Source organism: Sandarakinorhabdus cyanobacteriorum, from assembly GCF_002251755.1.
GTDB lineage: Bacteria > Pseudomonadota > Alphaproteobacteria > Sphingomonadales > Sphingomonadaceae > Sandarakinorhabdus > Sandarakinorhabdus cyanobacteriorum.
In genome coordinates this window covers 23,225-40,274 of record NZ_NOXT01000121.1, presented here as the reverse complement: position 1 = coordinate 40,274, position 17,050 = coordinate 23,225, and the positions used below count along the sequence as shown (strand labels likewise).

The following is a 17,050-nucleotide window of genomic DNA, read 5'->3' as shown; positions in this document are numbered from 1 at the left end:
TTCTGTGGTCCCCCTCCCCATCCTGCGGCTGGGGAGGATCGATTGGGGATCGACTTACGCCGGTGGGACCACGCGGGGTTTGCCGTCGGCGTCGATGGCGACGAAGATGAAGCGGGCGTGGGTGACCTGGGTGCGTTCCTCGGCGGAGCGGGGGCGGCGCCAGGCTTCGACTTCGATGGTGATGGAGGTGCGGCCGACCTTGACCAGATCGGCGTAGACGGTGACTTCGTCGCCGATGCGCACGGGTTGCAGGAAGGTCATCGCCTCCACGGCGACGGTGGCGCAGCGGCCCTTGCTGCGGCGGGCGGCGGCGATGCCGGCGGCCATGTCCATCTGGGCCATCAGCCAGCCGCCGAAGATGTCGCCGGCCGGGTTGGCATCGGCCGGCATGGCGGTGATGCGGATGGCGGGTTCGCGAAAGCCGTCTGGTGCCAATTCATGCCCCCCGGTATGGTGCACCTGTGGTGCGCTGTGGTTCGTCCCCGGTGGCATCCTATCGGGACAGATGGGGCGGAAACCAATACGGCAAATGGTGTCTGGCGCCCAGGCGCGGCGCGTCATGGGCTGGGGTTGTTCCCGGCCCATGACGCGCGCGATGTTTGAGCCCGGGCGGATCAACTGCCGGGGACGAGATCAGGATGGTTCGGGGCGCACCAGATCCCAGTTCGGCTTGCCATTGGGGTGCCCGGCTTCCTTTGCACCGAAATCGATCAGGCAGCGCATGAACATCAGCGGGAAGCCTTCGTTCTGTTCGGCCTTTTGCCAGTCCTTGCACATCATGCTTTGGTTCGGAACCGGATCGCCGGTTTTGCTGGCATAGACATGCTTCTCATAGTTGCGTGCGGTCTTGATGCGCACAACGCCCTGGGCCACGGCAAAATCGCGCACGCGTTCCACCGATGATTGATAAAGCTGATCCGTCACCAGGGCCTGGGCCCGCCGCACCAGACCGAGCAGATCCCATTTCGCCATCCAGCCGGAATCCCCGCTGCGATCCGCAGGGGTGAGCGTGCCGTTGATGATGACGGTGGTTTCCTGCTTCGTCTGTCCCTGGGCGGCATCGACGACCTCACGCAGGAACACGCCGTGGCGGACACCGCCATCCATGTACATGCGGGTTGGTTCATCATCCTGCTTCTGTCCCTTTGGTGCTTGTCTGCGGATGAACACTGGCTGGGCCAGCAGTGGTTCCGATGAGGATGCGACCAGCACATCGTGGAAGCAGCCGATCAGCCGGGGTTTGTCGGTATCGGCCGCATCCGTATAGGCTTTGGCAAGCTTGGTCATGTCGACGGCGAACGGGCGTCCGCTGTCGAAATCGACGATGCCGACGAAGAGTTTGCGGTCAGCGTCTTCGCCCTTGGCAATCGCTTCCAACATGCCATCGTCCACCAGGGCGGCGAGCCGGGTGCGCAGCCCCTTCAGATCGCCCAGACTGCCCTTGCGCAGCGCGGTGATGCCGGCCCAGAGATCAAGGCTGCCGGCCGATTTGACATGAAGATCAACGACGCTCTTGGACCGGCTGATGCGATAGGCAAGCGGCAGATCATCGAGGTAGGTGCGCTTGCCCACCGGCACGTCGGTTTTGGCCAGCAGAGTATCGGCGGCGGCCGTGTAGCGGGTGTTGCCGTTTTTCACCTTTTCGGCGGCGACAAACATGAAGGGCGCCTGCAATGCGCCGGTGCTGACCCCGGTCACCACGGCGAACTCCTTCGGGCCACCCGCCCAGCCGGCATCATTGCCATAGAGCGCCTGCAGGAAGCCGGCGCCGAAGCTGCCCCATTTGCCGCCGCCCGACAGCACCAGCGCGCGCCGTTCAAATGGCGGTCCGCTGGGCGCTGGGGCCGCCGCTGGGACGGCGGCGGCTGCGGGAACGGCCCCATCAGATGGGGCAGCCGTGGGCTTCGGCGTGTAGCGATACGATTTCAGCGCCCGTTTCACCTCTGAGAAAAATGGGCTTTCCGGCGGCGGTGGTTCGGCTTTGGCGGTCGCGGCTGTTGCAGTGGCAGCGCCGGTGGCCGGCTTGCTGGGGATCGGATCGGTGCTGATATCAAGCAACGTCAGCGGGCAGACCTGTGGATCGGCAATCTGCACGCGGGTCTTGCCGCCGCAGCCGGCCAACAGGGCGGCGGTGCCGGCCAGCAGGGCCAGCCGCAGGGTGCGCGGGCGCCGGCTCACAGGGCACCTGCGGCGCGCAGGAAGGCCTCAAAGCCATCGATGGGCCCGTGGGTGGCAGCGCCAGGTGCTGCCGCCGGGGTCCAGCCGCGGCCGGGGTAGGCGCGGGGATCGTTGAGCAGCAGGCCCCACAGGGTTTCGGCGACGATGCGCGATCCCAATGGCCCGAGATGCGGGCCGGAGGAAATTTCAGCCTCGCGCAGGATATAATACCAGAGCGGGGTGTGCTGCACGAAGTTGCCGGCATCGAGGGCGGCCCGGCGCTGGTTGTCCGGGCCGCGCAGGTCCGCATCGCTCATCACCGGAATATCGGCGATGCCGGCGGCCTTCATTTCGGCGATCAAGGTCTGGGCGCTGGGCAGGCCCAGGGCATAGCCACGGCGCAGATTGCGCCGGGCCAGCGACTTGATCAGATCGTTGAAGGTCGGGCTGCTTTCATTGGGCAGCCTGTTCAGGGTTTGCGCCAGCCGGGTATCGATCGGCCGGGCCAACCGATCCTGGTCGTGCCTGTCCACAAAGCGTGCCCAGTCGATCACCCAATTGTCAGGCAGGCCGGTGACGCCTTCCCCGCCGAGCGGGTTCGAGGAGCGCCCGGTGAACAGGAACAGGAGATTGAGCGTCGCGGCTATGCCACCAATCTCGAAATTGCTGTTGTAGTCATAGGCTTCGCGCACCATCGAGTGGCCGAAGCGGAAGGCGGCGGTGGCGAATTCCACCGGCACGGTGCCCGCGCGCCGGCCGGCAGCCAGCATATGGGCATAGAGCGGGGCGCCGCGCGCCTTCACATCGGCAACAATGGCCGGATCGCAGATGCCGGGCAGATAATGTTCGCCCACCAGCCATTGATAATGCAGCACGGTCAGATCGCGCGCCGCCTCGAAGGTGGCGGCATCGCCGAGCCGATCGACCATGGCATTGTGGAAGCGCAGCACCGCGGTGTGCAATTGGGCCACCACCAGATTTTCATCGTTGCGGGCATCGGCGATCAGCGCGCGCCGCTTGAGGCTGTCCTCTGGCAGGCTCGCCAGTTGTGGCGGCAGTTGATCCTGGGGAATGACGGACGGCACCACCAGCCCCATGCGCGGCAGATCGGCCTGACGCGGATGTTTGCCCGGCAATTCAACCGGCAGGCGGGGCGGTCGGCCGTTGGCGCCCGGCGTCGGCACCACGCTGCCCACCCGCATGCGCAGGCCATCGGGATCGCGCAACTGCCGTTCCAGCCGCAGCACGGCCGGCGACTGATCGGTGCCATCGCCATAGACACTGTCCAGCCCCAGTGTGCCCAAACGCAGATTCTGCAGGGTGGTCACCACCAGGCTGCGATTGGCCTGCTGCAGATCATTGACCATGATCCGCAACGGCGAATTGTTGCCGGGATCGCTGTCGGTGGCGGCGGTGATGTCGTGATCAACGAATTGGCCGAAATAGGTGAAGATGGCCGGCAGGCTGGGCTTGGGCGGGGTGCTGACCTCCGCATCCGATGTTTCGGCCATCGCATTGCCCAGATTGTCGAGCAGCGTCCCGATGTTGGGCTGGGCCGGGAACAGCGGCGCCCCCGGGAACAGGAAGCCGAAACTGCCGGTGGCGCCAGTGGTGCCGGCAGTGCCGGTGGCCCGACGGCCGTTATCGGCAAAGGCGGCCACGATGCCAGCCGCCATCTCGCCCTGGCCGCCTTCCGGTGTGCCAGCCCGCAACACCACCACGGATCCGTGACCGATGGAATAGAGCATGTCCTGTCTCCCCTCGTGTTTCGATTATTTGCTGTCGGTTTTCGTCTTGGCGTCGTCGCTCTTGATCCCGGCGGTCTTTTCGATGAGCTTGGCCAAGGTCTTGGCCAGGTCATCCTTGCCGTCGGCATAGGCATCGACCAGCGCCTTCAGGGCCGGCCCGGCCTCGCGGCTTTCGGTCACCAGCGCGGCCATGTTGAAGCCCTTGGTGTCCTTGGGCAGCGAGGCCATAACCGCGGTGCCTTCCAACAGGCTTGCATCATATCGCTTGCCCATCTCGAGTTCGCCAAAGTTCAACCGGAAGGACGCGAGCGCCTTTTCCTCATTGACCGTTTTGCCGTCACTTGGCGCCTGGCTGCTGAAAGCGGGCACGATCGACACATGCTTGGTTCGGGTTTGCCGAGCAGCAGAGGTGCTCCCGTAGGACAGCTGGTTCGGTGTCAGCGTGAGCTGGCCGTCCTTGTTCGCCAGTTTCGCGGTCAGTTCGAATGGCTCCATCTTGCCGCCGCTGACAAGCAGCTTGCGCTCAATCTTGAGGGTGTGGACGCCGTTGCAGAGTGGGCTATCGACCACACCGGTGGCCAGGAATTGGCCGCTGGCACCGTCGCGCCATTGCTGCAGCAGGCTGCCGACCAAATTCACGGCAGCCGAGGCCACGATGCCGATCAGGACGGGGCCGGCAGCTGTGGCAGCGGGGGCGGCCTGCTCATCGGGACCCTCGCATTGCCCGCGCGTCAGCGTGACTGTCGCGGCCAAGCGGTTGGTGGCAAGCGGGAGCTCGGCAGCGGTTGCGCCTGTGGCCCAGAGCATCATCCCGGCAGCAAACAAGTTGATCTTCATGGCAAATCCTCCCCTTCGGCAAATTCGGATCAAGTGCGGCGGCGTGCGGTGGAGACCAGGACATCAACGCCCTGATTGAGGGTGGCCCAGGCACCAAAGCCGGTGGCGACAGCCGTCACCACGTCGCCAATGCCGCCCCAGGTCGCGCTCCATTGCGCGACGAAGGCCACGAGCACGAACAGGCTGAGCAGAATGTAGTGCACCTTGCCATCCTGCCAGCGCAGCTGGCGGCGCAGGTCGGCCGGCGCGCTGTCGGGCTCCAATTGTGTGGCCGATATTGGCAGCAAAGCCTGGGCGCCAGCGGGAGCCATTGCTTGCGCCATCACCACCGCCGGCGTGAGCTGCTGCAGTTTCTCTTCAACCTCGGCTGTCGAGACCGGCTTGACCAGACCGTCCGGCCGGTCGCCCAACCAGACCAGCATTCCGCTGATCACCTCGGCAGACGTGCTGTCTGATCCGTCAATCAATCGGGTGGCGATCCCGATCCGCCGCTGCAGTTCCGCCACCTCCGCCTGCAGATCATGTGGCTCTGCGGCAATGCGCTTTGCCAGATCATCGGCCAGGCCCAGCAATTGGCTTGCACCAAAGGCCGTGCCTGCCAGCGCCGCATGCAGCTGTGCCCGGGCGCTGTTGACCGCCAACAATTGTTGCACCTGGGCCCGGCCACCGTCCCGCCAACGGCCCACCAGCACGCCGCCGCCCGTGCCAGCCACCAGGGCCAGCAGCAGCCAGATCCAGCCCCAATGGCGATCGGCCAACAGATCGAAATTGCGGATTTCGCCATTGCCATCGATCAGCGCCATCCGGATGCGATGGCTCCCCGGTTCCGGCAGCCCCAACCGGTCCAACGGCGTGTCGTTCGGCTGGAGGATGAAGCTGCACTGGCGGAACGCCTTCTGGGTTGTGGGCGGAACCTTGCAGCCGGGTGTCGTTGTGGACAGCGACCAGCCATTTGCCACTTCAAAGGCCATGTCCCCGTGCGTCACCTCCACACGGCGGACGAAAAGGCCGTTGATGTTCGCTGCGGATTTGCCGGTGGAAACCACAAAGGTCGGCCCGCCACCCCGATTCGGCCTGTCGCCATGATCGATGGTCAGGTTTGCCACTGCGGCCGAATTCGGTGGCGCCAGCGAGTCCGTTTTTGGCGGTTCTGGCGCTGCCATCGCGGCTGAAGCGGAAAGGGCCAGCAGCACAGCGCATCCCGCCCGCGCCATTCCACAAGGTAACGGTTTCATTTCATTTTCCTCCCAACCGTCACACAATTGCAAAGCAAAAAACCTGCTACTGGCGGCTTCATTGCTGAACAGTCGTTCGTCCAGCGTTCGCGCAGCGTGAAAAAAACGCTGCCGGTTCACAAATCATGCTAATCTGTTGGCTGATGGGGGAGCATCGGGATGGCCACGGGCAAATATCGCCTGCAAATTCTTGGCCCGTTCGCGCTGTTCGAGCCGGACGGAAGCATAATTCGCATCGCCAGCCGGCGTGCCCAAGCGCTGATTGCCTTGCTGGCCATGGGGCGCAACGGCCGTCGCGATCGGCATTGGCTGGGCAGCCTGTTGTGGGGTGAGGTTGATGCCGCGCGGCGGGATGGCAGCCTGCGCCGCGAGCTGTCGACGCTGCGGCGTTGCCTGAACCCAGTCAATGCGCCACCGTTGCTGGTCATTGATCGCCAGCAAGTTGCACTCGACTTGACCAGGATCGAGGTCGATGCCCTGCTGCTTGATCCGCCCCATCCCGCCGCGGCAAATATCGATCCCGACATCACGCTGCTGGAAGGCATTGATCTCTCGGACGCCGAGGCCTTTGAAGACTGGCTGACCGAACAGCGCAGTTTTGTGCGCCGCATGCTGCGCCACGCCCGCGATCAAGTCTGGCGCCGCCGTGTTGCGGTGGCTCTCAAACCCACGCTTGGTATCGTCGATTTCGGCTGGCACGATGGGGACGGCAGCCTGGCGGATTCGGGGCTTGGCGGGTTGATGGCGCGCTCGCTGATTGATGGCCTGTCGTCATGGTCAACCCTGTTTGTGGTGCAGGCCGGTCCGCACCGGCCCGACCAAACGCCGATGGTCACGGCGCGGATGCACGATGTTCGCTATCTGCTTGATGGTCAGATGCGGGCGCATGCAGGCGGCATGATTCTCACCATCTGGCTGGTTGATGCCGCGGTGGGGGAACGACTGTGGTCGGCCCGCCGGCAGATCAGCCACGCCAATGTTTTTGCCATGCTCGACGAGATTGTCAGCGAAGTGGCGCCATTGATCGACAGCAAGATCGAAAAGCACGAGCGCCAATTGGCGGTGCAGCGCCCGATCACCGCTCCGGAAGCCCATCATCTTTATTGGCGGGCCAACGCCGATATCCGTCTCTGGCAGCCCGACAGCACTGCCCGGGCGCGCGACATGGCGCGCCAGGTGCTGGTGATTGAACCGGGCAATGCCTGGGCTGCATCCTTGCTGGCCTTTGCCAATGCGGTGGCGCTGATCAACGGCTGGGCTGCGGATCCCATGACGGCATTGCAGGAGGCGCAGACCCACTATCAGCTGGCGCTCGCCGCGGGCAGCAGTGATCCGATGGTGCTGAGCAACCTTGCCGCCACCCTGATCGGTACGGGTGGCCAGTTGGACGAAGCCCAGAGCCTGATCGAACGGGCAATTGCATTGGGGCCAACCATGCCGGGCTGCCGCTTCTGGGCAGGCTGGATCGCGCTGGCACGGGGCCGTGCCGGGGATGCCATGCGGCAGCTGGAACTGGCCTTGCGGCACAATCCGGAACTGGCGGTGCGTCCCTATGCACTGGCCGGCCTGTCATTGGCGCGGTTGCTGGCCGATCCGCAAGGCGATGCTGCCGACGCCGGCACGCATGCCGCCATGGCGCTCGAGGCGGCCACGCTGGTACCGCATTTCGCGCCGGCCCTGCTGGCCGCGATGGTCTGGGAGCGCCGAAGCGGTCACATCAATGCAAGCCGCCACTGGGCGGATCGACTTGCGGCCGGCAATGGTGCGCTGGTCATCCGGGCGGTGCTCCGGCACCCTGATCACCAGCGCCAACTGCAGCAATGGCTCGCACCCTGATATCGGAACCGGCGCCGCCTGCGTCCGTCAACCCAACTGCCAGTCCTGCAAGCTGTCGTTGGTCAGGATATCGTGCATCGGCGCGGCCAGCAGCCGGGCTCTGGCCGCCCGCCACCTCTGGGCCCGGTCCTGCCCCAGCGGGTTGCCATCGTTGCCGCCATCATATTCACGCGCCACGCGCGATGCGGTGATCTCGCCCTGTTTGCCCCAATGCTGGCTGAACGGGATGTCGGCCATTTCCAGCGCCAGGGCGATGCGTGCCGCGGCCTGGAAACAGGCGGTTGAGCGCAACCCATCCATGTTGATCACCACGGTTTCGGGAAAACGCTGAAATGCCAGCAAGCCCGCTGCCCCCTGAACAAAGCGCAGAGTGAACACAACCGGAGCCGCTCCGCCAATCCCATCGGCCAGAAAGGCCTTGTGGATGACGTCCAGCGCCCCATCCAGTTGGGCGCGCGGGATGGCATAGGCCGCGTTGAACAGATCGATGGGCAGCTTTTGATGGGGGCCATTGGCTTTGCCCCAGGTGGCGCGGCGAGGACGATCGCCCGCGTCGGGCGTCTGGCGGAACATGGCGCCGACTGCATCGCCGACGGCCCACGGCACGGGCAAGGTGTCAGCCAGGCTCTGGGCGATGCGGTCAAACAGGTCGCCGGGCAATTCCGATGGCCGGCGGCGCACGAAGCGCTCGAGCAGGTTGAGCGTATCGTCGAACCAGCGCGCATCCTCTTCATCGGCCGGTGCAGCGCCTTGCCAGTATAATGAGATGAGCGCGGGGCGGGGTTTGTTGAACGGCGGCGGCAGATTCTGGACGACATTGCGGAACGGATGCAGGATCACCTCGATATAATAAGGCGGCTGCTTGCCGAATTGGGCAATGGCGTCTGGCCAAACCTGTGCTGCGAACGCGGCATATTGCCCATCCTGCAGCAGGCGGCTCAGCCCTTCGTCCCACAGCTGCCGGCGGCGCACCACGGCCACGCTGTAGGCCGGACTCACTTCAAGCACGAGCACGTTGACGATGCCCAGTCCCCCCAAATGGACCAGGGCCGCAGCAAACAACTCATCATCGGGCATCCGCCGGGCCACGCCAGCCAGCAGCGCGTCATCCACCCTGGCGCCCCGGTCTTCCTGGGGTTCAAGCCAGACGGAATCCTGCGGCCCGGTCACCAACTGGATTGCGCGCACATGATTCTGGAAGGCGCCATAGCCCACCACCGACCCATGGGTGCTGGTGGCGCAGGCCCCTGCCACCGTCTGGCCATCATGGGCGCCCGATGTGAACAGCGAAAGCTGCCGGGCCTCCAGCCAGGCGTTCAACTGGCCGATGCGCACGCCGCCGCCGACGAGCACGCGCGGGTTTGCGGTGTCGGCGCTTGTCAGTCCGAAGATCGGCAGGTCATCGACATTGACAAGCTTCGGGTCTGCCAGGATGCCGTTGCCCGACAACAGCCGGCTGAAGGACCAGGTGCCGCCCAAAACCTGAACCATGGTTCCCGCTGCCGCCGCTTCGGTCAGCAGCGCTTGCGCGGCGGCGGTGCTGGCCGCCAGCCAGGCCGCCAGATTCCCGCTGCTGACAGTTGCCAGATCACGCAGATCGGGCGCCGTCCGCTCCACAGTCTCATGATAATTCTGCCATTTGAGTGGGCGCTTGCCGCTTGTCTGAGTCATGCCTTTCTCCTGCAGCAAGGCTTGCCGCAGCAACGTTCGCGAATCGTGAAACTTGCCAACGGGGCAAGGCGGCAGACGCGCGCGACGGCGCGGCGCGGCCGATTGCCGAGGCGAGGGGCCATCAATGATCCCCACAGGCGCTTGATCAAGCGGCATGCCGGAAGGACGCTGCAAAGCGTCAAGCCGCGTTCAGCGCAGACAAAAACGCGGGGCCCGTGCCATCCCCACCCAGCCGGCGCCACCAACGGCATACGGCTCACCCTGGTTGGTGGGATGGTTACAGCATTGACGCATCGGCGGGCAGGCCGAGCAGCACGCGGCCGGCCAGTTCGAGCGTGGGCGGGGCGACCATCACGTGCTGGGTCGCGACATGGGCATCGCGGAAGCGGCGGTTCAGCGGGTGGCTGGCATAGACCGAGGTGCCGCCGGCCAGTTCGTGCATCTTGGCCGCCACCCGGGCCGCCACCTGGGTGAGCCGGGTTGCCGCCAGCCGCAGCCGGGCGCGGGCGGGCAGATCCAGGGCATCGCCGGCCACCACCTTCCCCCACGCGGTGGCGATCTCGGCATGGACCAGCGCGCGGGCGGCATCGAGATCGGCCTGGGCCACGGCGAATTCCGCCTGCACCACGCCGCGTTCGGCGAGGCTGCGGCTTGACCCTTGGCCTTTCTTGGCCACGGCCAGCGCCTTCAGATCATAAAGCGCGCCCAGCGCATTGCCACTGGCCACGGCGGCAATGCCGAGTGCCAGCAGGCCGAACGGGGCGAAGCGATAGAGCGGGCCATCCTCCCGCGGGGTGTCGGTGATGAACGACACGCTGCGGCCCTGCGGCACGCGCACGTCCTTGGCGGCCAGATCGCCTGACCCGGTGCCGCGCATGCCCAGGGCGTCCCAGGTGTCGATCAACTCCACCTCTGCTGCGCGCATCACCATCATGCGGTGATCGGGCGCGCCCGATGGCAGCCGGCGCAACTCGCCGCCGTCCATGATCAGCGCGCCGCCCAGCAGCCAGGAGCAATTGGCGCTGCCCGATCCCCAGGCCCAGCGGCCGCTGACCAGATAATCATCGCCGTCCACCACGGCCCGGCCCATCGGCGCGAACACCCCGCCGGTGATGACATTGGGATCAGCCCAGATTTCGCGGGCATGGTCCATCGGCAGCCAGGCGGAGATCAGCGCCGTGGTGCCGCCGATCATCACGCACCAGCCGGTGGCGGCATCGGCGCGGCCCAGTTGTTCCAGGCTGTCGAACAGGCGGGCGACATCGGTTTCGGCGCCGCCCAGCGATCTGGGCACCAGCATCCGGAAGGCGCCGGCTGCGGCCAGTTCGGCGGCGAGATCGGCCGGCAGGCGGCGGGCCTGTTCGGTGTCGGCCGCGCGGGCGGCGATGGTGGTGAGGAGGGGTTGGGGGATCATCGGGCAAGTTTTCGATTGAGGTTCACAATCCTCCCCCTCTGGGGGAGGTGCCCGCAGGGCGGAGGGGGCTTTGGAGGCGGCGCTCGCCCGCCCCCTCCGCCTCCCTGCGGTCGGCACCTCCCCCAGAGGGGGAGGATCTGGAAACAAGGCCCATCACAACTTCCACAGGCTGGCCAGATTGTTCTTCTGCATGTCGCTCGATCCGCCGACGATCGGCATGCCGAGCAGATCGCGCACATGCCGTTCCATGTCGAACGCGTCGGACAGGGCATAGGAGCCGATCACCTGCTGGCAGGCGAGCGCGATCTCCACGCCGACATCGGCGACGAACAATTTGGCCATGCTGGTTTCGGTGCTGCACGGCCGGCCTTCATTGGCGAGCCAGGCCGCATGATAGAGCATGTGGCGGGCGGCCTGCAGCTTGGTGCGCGCCACCACCAGCTTGTGGCGGATGGCCTGGTGCTGGCTGATCGGCTTGCTGAACTGCACGCGTTGCTGCGCATAGTCCCACGCCTCATCCAGCGCGGCCCGGGCGATACCGAAGGCCACCGCTGTGATTTCCAGTTTCTCCACGTCGAGCGCGCGGCCGGCGAGCAGTTTCCAGCCCTGGTTCCACATCTGCGGCCCGCCAACGATGTGGCTCACCGGCACGCGCACGCCGTCAAAATACACGTCCTGGCTGGCGGTGTAGCGCAAATTGGCGTGATGGATATCCTGCATGCGCACGCCGGGGGCGTTGGTCGGGATCAGCACGAAACTGAGGTTGCGATAGCGGTCCTCCGCAGGGCCGGAGCGCACCAACGTGTAGATATAATCGCTCCAGTCCGCCCCCGTGCACCAGCGCTTGGCGCCGTCGATCACCACCTCGTCGCCGTCGAGCCGGGCGCGGGTGGTGACGCTGGCCAGATCGCCGCCAACATCGGGTTCGGACAGGCCATAGGCAAAGAACAATTCGCCCCTGGCCAGCCGGGGCAGAAACTCGGCCTTCTGTTCCGGGCTGCCGTTTTCAGAGAGGTTCATGCCGCCATAAAAGGCGGTGTGGATATAGGGGCCAGCCAGGCACGGGCCGGCCTGGGCCAGTTCCTCGATCACTGCGATGGCGGCGACCAGATCCTGCCCGGCCCCGCCAAATTCCTCCGGCACGGTGAGCGCGGTGAGGCCCAGTTTGTTCAGTTCGGCGTAAACGTCACGCGGCCAGCGGTGATCGCGATCCCACTGGATGCGCGCCTCACGCGGGGCATGGTCCGCAACGAACCGGCGCAGCGTGTCGCGCAGCTGGGCGACATGATCCGGCTCGTCGGTGAAGGTCACGGGGGGCAGCGGGGGGGCCATGCTCATTCGCCCGTCAGCTTCGGCGCCCGGCGTTCGCGGAAGGCGCGCACCGCCTCTGCCCGGTCCGCCGCCAGGTTGGACAGGGTTTCATAGGGGATGGAGGCGTCCATCAACTGCTGCGCCAGCACGCGCAGCGGCTGGTTGGCCACAACCTTGGACCAGCGCACGGCATATTTGGGATTGTTCATCAGCTTGGCCACAAGTTCGGCAACCTTGGCATCCAGCTGGTCGCCGGGCACGGCATAGTTGATCAGGCCCATCGCCTCGGCGCGCGGGGCCTTGATCAGATCGCCGGTCATCAGAAACTCCTTGGCGCGGGCATAGCCGATCAGTTGCGGCCAGATCACCGCGCCGCCATCACCGGCCACCAGCCCCACCTTCACATGCGGGTCGCCGATCACGGCATGTTCATCGGCCACGATCATGTCGCACAACAGGGCGATGGTGGCGCCCAGGCCGGCGGCGGCGCCGTTCATGCGGCAGATCACCGGCTTTTCGATCTCCAGCAGGCTGGTGACGATGCGCTTCGCATCCCAGCCGATGTCGCGGAAACTGGCGGGATTGGCGATCTGTTCCTCGAACCAGTCGAAATCGCCGCCGGCGCAAAAGGCCCGGCCGGCACCGGTGAGCACGATGATGTCGCTGTCCCGATCCTGCTGGAGATCGGTGAACACCCGCGCCAGTTCGTGGTGCATCTGTTCGTCCACGCCGTTCACCGGATTGTTGCCGGTGATGGTGGCGGTGAGCACCCGATCATGCCCGAACTGGCCGCGCGTGAAGGTGAAGCGTTGATAGCCTTGCAGCAGCGCCATGCGCCTGTCTCCCCAATATGTTGGCGCCAAGGTGGCGCAGTGGGGAGGGCCGGTCAATCTGGCGCTTCAGGGGAGGCGAAGCGCCGCCTTCACCCGGGCCCAGCTGACCAGCTTGAAATTCTGCGCCGGCTGGTTGTCGCCATCCTGCACCACCAGCAGGCCAGCCGGATAGGCCGGGCCGAAATCGCCGGTGGCGAGCGCGATGCCGTCGGTTTCCTGCGTGCTGCCAACGCGGCCGGCCACAATGCGGAACCGGCCCATGTAACGGTCATCGGCCAGCCGCCACACGGCATAGGCATTGTCGCCCTGGCTCGACGCCACCAGCCAGCCGCCATTGCCGGCGCCTTCGGCCGCGATGGCCAGCCCTTCGGCATCGGCGACCAGCCGGGACGTGTCGGTGCCGGCGATCTTCACCGGCGTGGGGCTGCCGCTGGCCCGCGCGTCAAAGCGCCAGAGGCCGACATCTTCTTCCGCCACATAGAGGCGGGCGGTGCGGGGATCGACCACGCAGCCTTCGGACTGGCTTGCGAGCTTCATGCTGCGCACGATGCGGCCCGTCGCCGTCGTGGTATCCAGTTCAACCTGGCGGATGGTGCCATCCTTGATGACGATGAAGGCGGTCAAAGCACCCGGTGTTGCCCACAGGCACAGGCCATAGGCTTCGCCCGCTCCGGCCGGCACCTTGCCCAGCGGGACAAGGCGCGCGCTGGCGGTGTCAAGCCGGAACAGCGCGATCTGCGCCCTGGCCTCATCATTGCGGTCGCTGGCCGCCACGATCACCCCGGCCGGGGTTTCGGCCAGATCGACATTGTTGACCCGGCCGGCATCGAAGAAATCGCGCACCCGGCCATCAAGACCATAGACATAGAGCCCGGCCTGCTTGTCGGTCCCGACGATCAGGCTGGCGGCCGGGTTGGCGGCGCTCTGCCAGATGGCGGGATCATCGGCGGCATCATCGGCGGAGCGCACGGCCATGGTTTCGGCCGTGGCGGTGACACTGGCGGTGGGAATGCCGGGCGCCACCGCCGCCGGCGCGCAGGCGCCGAGCAGCAGGGGCAGAAGGACGGCAGCGCGCATCAATAGGTGACGCGCACGCCGGCCTGGAAGCGGCGGCCGAATTTCTCGAATTCCAGAGTCCGCACCTTGTTGCCGACATAGCGGCGGCCGGGGCCGTTCAGCAGGTTGCCGCCTTCGGCATAGATTTCGAAATTGGGGGTGATGGCATAGCGGATCGAGGCATCGAGTTCGCCATCCGTATCCCAGAACAGGTCGCCGCCGGTATCCGGCCCACCCAGTTCCGACAGCCATTCGGTGCGCTTCTGGTAGACGATGCGCGCCGACACGCCATATTTCTCGAAATAGGGGCCGACATTATAGACCCAGCGCGAGGTGCCGGGGAAGCTGATGCGGCGGCCGTCGGGCGTGGTCACCCGGCTCTTGTTCCAGGTGACGTTGGCGATGACGCCAAAGCCGCCGATGAAGCCATGGTCGCCGCCGAAATCATCGACCTGCAACTGCAGCGCGGCTTCGGCGCCGCCAATATAGCCGCTGCCGCCGTTGACCGTGGTGGAGAAGCGGTAATCGCTGCGTTCGAACTGGGGCAGGGCATCGAAGCGGGTGTCGCCAAAGATGCGCGTGTCGTTGAACAGCGCGCTCGACACCCATTTGTAGAAGACGCCGACGCTGGCGAAGCCGCCGTCGCGGCCATAATATTCCCAATAAAGATCAAGCCCGCGCGCCCGTTCCGGCCGGGCAAAGGGATTGCCGCCCGACACGGTCTGGTTGGCATCGTTGAAGGTGAGGTTGGGGCGGGCCACGGTGTAATCCGGCCGCGCGGCACCGGTGGTGAACGACAGGCGCAGCTTGTGCTCGTCGCTCACGTTCCAGTTCACATGGGCGCTGGGGAACACCAGGGTCTGGCTGGTATCGATGGTGGTCAGCACGGCCGCGGCGCCGGGCAGGCCGAACACGAAGGCGGTGCCGCTGTTCTTCACATGCTCCACCCGCGCGCCATAGACGATATTGCCCCAGTCAAAGCGGGTGGTGCCCATGGCATAGCCGGACCACACGCTTTCCTCGACCCGGTAGAAATTGGCATCCACCGGCGCGAACGTGCCCAGCTTGCGGGCTTCGGCGAGGATGGTTTCGGCACGCGGGTCACTGAAATAGTTGAAGAAATAGCCAGGGCGCAGCTTGCCTGCATAAGGTTCGTTGCTGGTGATGCCGGCCAGCGTGTTGGGAATGCCGAGTGCGGCCAGATTGTTGGCCAGCGGCGATCCGGTGGCACCCGAAACCGACAGCTGGCTTTCCCGCGCCGTCTTGGTGCGATTGTCATACTGGGCGCCAAAGCGCAGGCGGGTGTCGCCAAACAGGCCGGTCTTCCAGAACAGCTCCAGCTTGGCGGTGTAGGCGTTGGTCACATCCAGCGCATCAAGGCTGGTGACATTGGTCATCGCGTTGGGGAAATCGCTGTAACGGGCAAGCGGCGTCCCGGCCGAAAGCACGCCGGTCGCGCTGCGCAGCGTGTTGAACAATTGCACCTGGCTGTTGAACGCATTGGTGAAATCATAGGTGGCAGCCACGCGGCTGGTGGCGGTGGCGCCGCTGCTGCCAAAGCCCGGCGACTGATAGGAAATCAGATAGGGCTGGCTGCGATCATCTTCGGAACGGGTATAGTTGCCGCGCCAGCGGATGGTGATGGCATCCGACAGCGTGTGATCGCCGCCAACCGTGTTGGTGAACACGCTCTGGCGATAGGCGGTCTGGCGGAACCGGGCATCGAAATCGACGCCATAGATGGTGCCCTTGAGCGGCGTGTTGCCGGTGCAGACATCGGCATAGCCGGTGGTGCCCGCCGCCGGCAGCTGCGGCGTGGTGCCGGTGCAGGCGGCGCTGGGCACGCGGCTCTGCTGGTCATCGGCGTCGATGCGGAAATTGTCGCGCAGCTCATCGTCGATGAAGATCGAATAGATGCTGTTGAGGAAGATGCGGTTGTTGGCATCGGGCTGCCAGTCAAGCCGGCCGGTGACCGACCAGTTCTGGCGGGTGAGGCGATAGAATTTGTTCTCGATCTCCCGCGCCCACACGCGGCGCGGGCCGGCGGCGGTGTCCATCAGCGTATTGGGATCGCTGCCGGTGACAGGGCGAACATCCTGATCCACGGTTTCCCAGTCGATCTCGAAATTGTCGGTGCCCATGCGGCGCTGATAGAAGCTGCCGGAAATCAGCGCGCCAATGTCGCCGATGCCGGTTTCCCAGCGGTTCGACAGCACGCCGGAGATTTCATACTCCATGCCGCCGCCCAGATCATTATAGCCCAGGCCAGCCTTGGATTGGAAATGCATCCCCTTGTAATCAAAGGCGGAGCGCGTGACGATATTGACATTGCCGGCGATGGTTTCGCCGTTCAGATCGGGGGTCACCGCCTTGTTCACCACCACCTGGGCGGCAATGGCCGACGGCAGCGAATCAAAGCGCGCGTCGCGGCCTTCCGGGCTGATCACATAGATGCCGTCGAACGACAGGGTGGTCCATTGCAGCGGCGCGCCCCGGATGTTGACATAGCGCGCCTGGCCCTGGTCGCGCTGCACCGACAGGCCGGGCAGGCGGCTGATGGCCTGGGCGATGTTCTGATCCGGCAGGCGGCCGATGCTGTCGGCCGCCAGCACGCTGACCAGGCTGTCGCTGTTCTTCTGCACGGCCAGCGCGGCGGCCAGCGATTCGGCAATCGGCCGGCTGCCCACCACCACGATCTCGCCATCCTGCCCGCTGGTGTCGCCGGCGCTGGCATTGGCAGGGGCATTGGCTGGGGCCGGCTGGTCCTCGGCGGCGGCGACGATCTGGCCAAAGGCCGGGGTGGCGGCCAGACTGGCCAGCAAGGCAAGCCGGAGACCGGCACGGCGGGAAGACAGGATCATGGCAGCAGGCCCCAGTGCGCCGCACGGGATCGCGCAGCGCTGCGGGCCGGCCATTACCCAGCCGCCATGACGTCATGATTGCACCGGGATG

General features: G+C 65.7%; 12 protein-coding genes. 1 reads left to right on the top strand and 11 read right to left on the bottom strand.

Translation table 11 applies throughout. The features are described from left to right. Nucleotides 1-54 precede the first annotated feature (54 nt). The 5 genes from CHU93_RS13110 to CHU93_RS13090 all read right to left on the bottom strand — a co-directional run bounded on the left by CHU93_RS13110 (nucleotide 55) and on the right by CHU93_RS13090 (nucleotide 5,848). Entirely contained in the window at nucleotides 55-390 is a 336-nt protein-coding gene (locus CHU93_RS13110) for an acyl-CoA thioesterase (protein ID WP_086115929.1), read from the bottom strand. Between the two features lie 243 nt (nucleotides 391-633). After that, nucleotides 634-2,178, bottom strand: coding sequence for a patatin-like phospholipase family protein (locus CHU93_RS13105; RefSeq protein WP_133064403.1), 1,545 nt, complete (start codon nucleotides 2,176-2,178; stop codon nucleotides 634-636). Continuing rightward, nucleotides 2,175-3,905 carry a peroxidase family protein gene (locus CHU93_RS13100; RefSeq protein WP_094474623.1) on the bottom strand — a complete coding sequence of 577 codons (1,731 nt, stop codon included), beginning with the start codon at nucleotides 3,903-3,905 and terminating at the stop codon, nucleotides 2,175-2,177. The genes CHU93_RS13105 and CHU93_RS13100 overlap by 4 nt, the downstream gene beginning before the upstream one ends. 24 nt (nucleotides 3,906-3,929) lie before the next feature. Then, on the bottom strand, nucleotides 3,930-4,742 hold the full coding sequence (locus CHU93_RS13095; protein WP_094474622.1) for a hypothetical protein: 813 nt from the start codon (nucleotides 4,740-4,742) through the stop codon (nucleotides 3,930-3,932). Nucleotides 4,743-4,771: 29 nt separating this feature from the next. Next, nucleotides 4,772-5,848, bottom strand: coding sequence for a hypothetical protein (locus tag CHU93_RS13090; protein ID WP_133064402.1), 1,077 nt, complete (start codon nucleotides 5,846-5,848; stop codon nucleotides 4,772-4,774). A gap of 288 nt (nucleotides 5,849-6,136) precedes the next feature. Between CHU93_RS13090 and CHU93_RS13085 the strand changes: the two genes are divergently transcribed. Further along, nucleotides 6,137-7,813, top strand: a complete 1,677-nt coding sequence (locus tag CHU93_RS13085; protein ID WP_094474620.1) for a hypothetical protein — start codon at nucleotides 6,137-6,139, stop codon at nucleotides 7,811-7,813. Between the two features lie 27 nt (nucleotides 7,814-7,840). On the opposite strand, the gene CHU93_RS13080 is transcribed toward CHU93_RS13085, so the two are convergent. From CHU93_RS13080 to CHU93_RS13055, 6 genes are all read right to left on the bottom strand, one after another. After that, a complete protein-coding gene (locus CHU93_RS13080) occupies nucleotides 7,841-9,484 on the bottom strand; it encodes an FAD-binding protein (RefSeq protein WP_165768733.1) in 1,644 nt (547 codons plus the stop codon). A 277-nt stretch (nucleotides 9,485-9,761) separates the two neighbouring features. Then, nucleotides 9,762-10,898, bottom strand: a complete 1,137-nt coding sequence (locus tag CHU93_RS13075) for an acyl-CoA dehydrogenase family protein (RefSeq protein WP_094474618.1) — start codon at nucleotides 10,896-10,898, stop codon at nucleotides 9,762-9,764. Nucleotides 10,899-11,051: 153 nt separating this feature from the next. Beyond that, nucleotides 11,052-12,236, bottom strand: coding sequence for an acyl-CoA dehydrogenase family protein (locus CHU93_RS13070; RefSeq protein WP_243375675.1), 1,185 nt, complete (start codon nucleotides 12,234-12,236; stop codon nucleotides 11,052-11,054). Beyond that, complete coding sequence (locus tag CHU93_RS13065; protein ID WP_094474617.1) at nucleotides 12,233-13,042, bottom strand: enoyl-CoA hydratase/isomerase family protein; 810 nt, start codon at nucleotides 13,040-13,042, stop codon at nucleotides 12,233-12,235. The genes CHU93_RS13070 and CHU93_RS13065 overlap by 4 nt, the downstream gene beginning before the upstream one ends. A 66-nt stretch (nucleotides 13,043-13,108) precedes the next feature. After that, nucleotides 13,109-14,119 (bottom strand): phytase, encoded by a 1,011-nt coding sequence (locus CHU93_RS13060; protein ID WP_094474616.1) that lies wholly within the window; start codon nucleotides 14,117-14,119, stop codon nucleotides 13,109-13,111. Continuing rightward, the gene (locus CHU93_RS13055) at nucleotides 14,119-16,959 is read right to left on the bottom strand and encodes a TonB-dependent receptor (protein WP_094474717.1); all 2,841 of its coding nucleotides are present in this window, start codon (nucleotides 16,957-16,959) and stop codon (nucleotides 14,119-14,121) included. The genes CHU93_RS13060 and CHU93_RS13055 overlap by 1 nt, the downstream gene beginning before the upstream one ends. Between the last annotated feature and the right edge of the window lie 91 nt (nucleotides 16,960-17,050).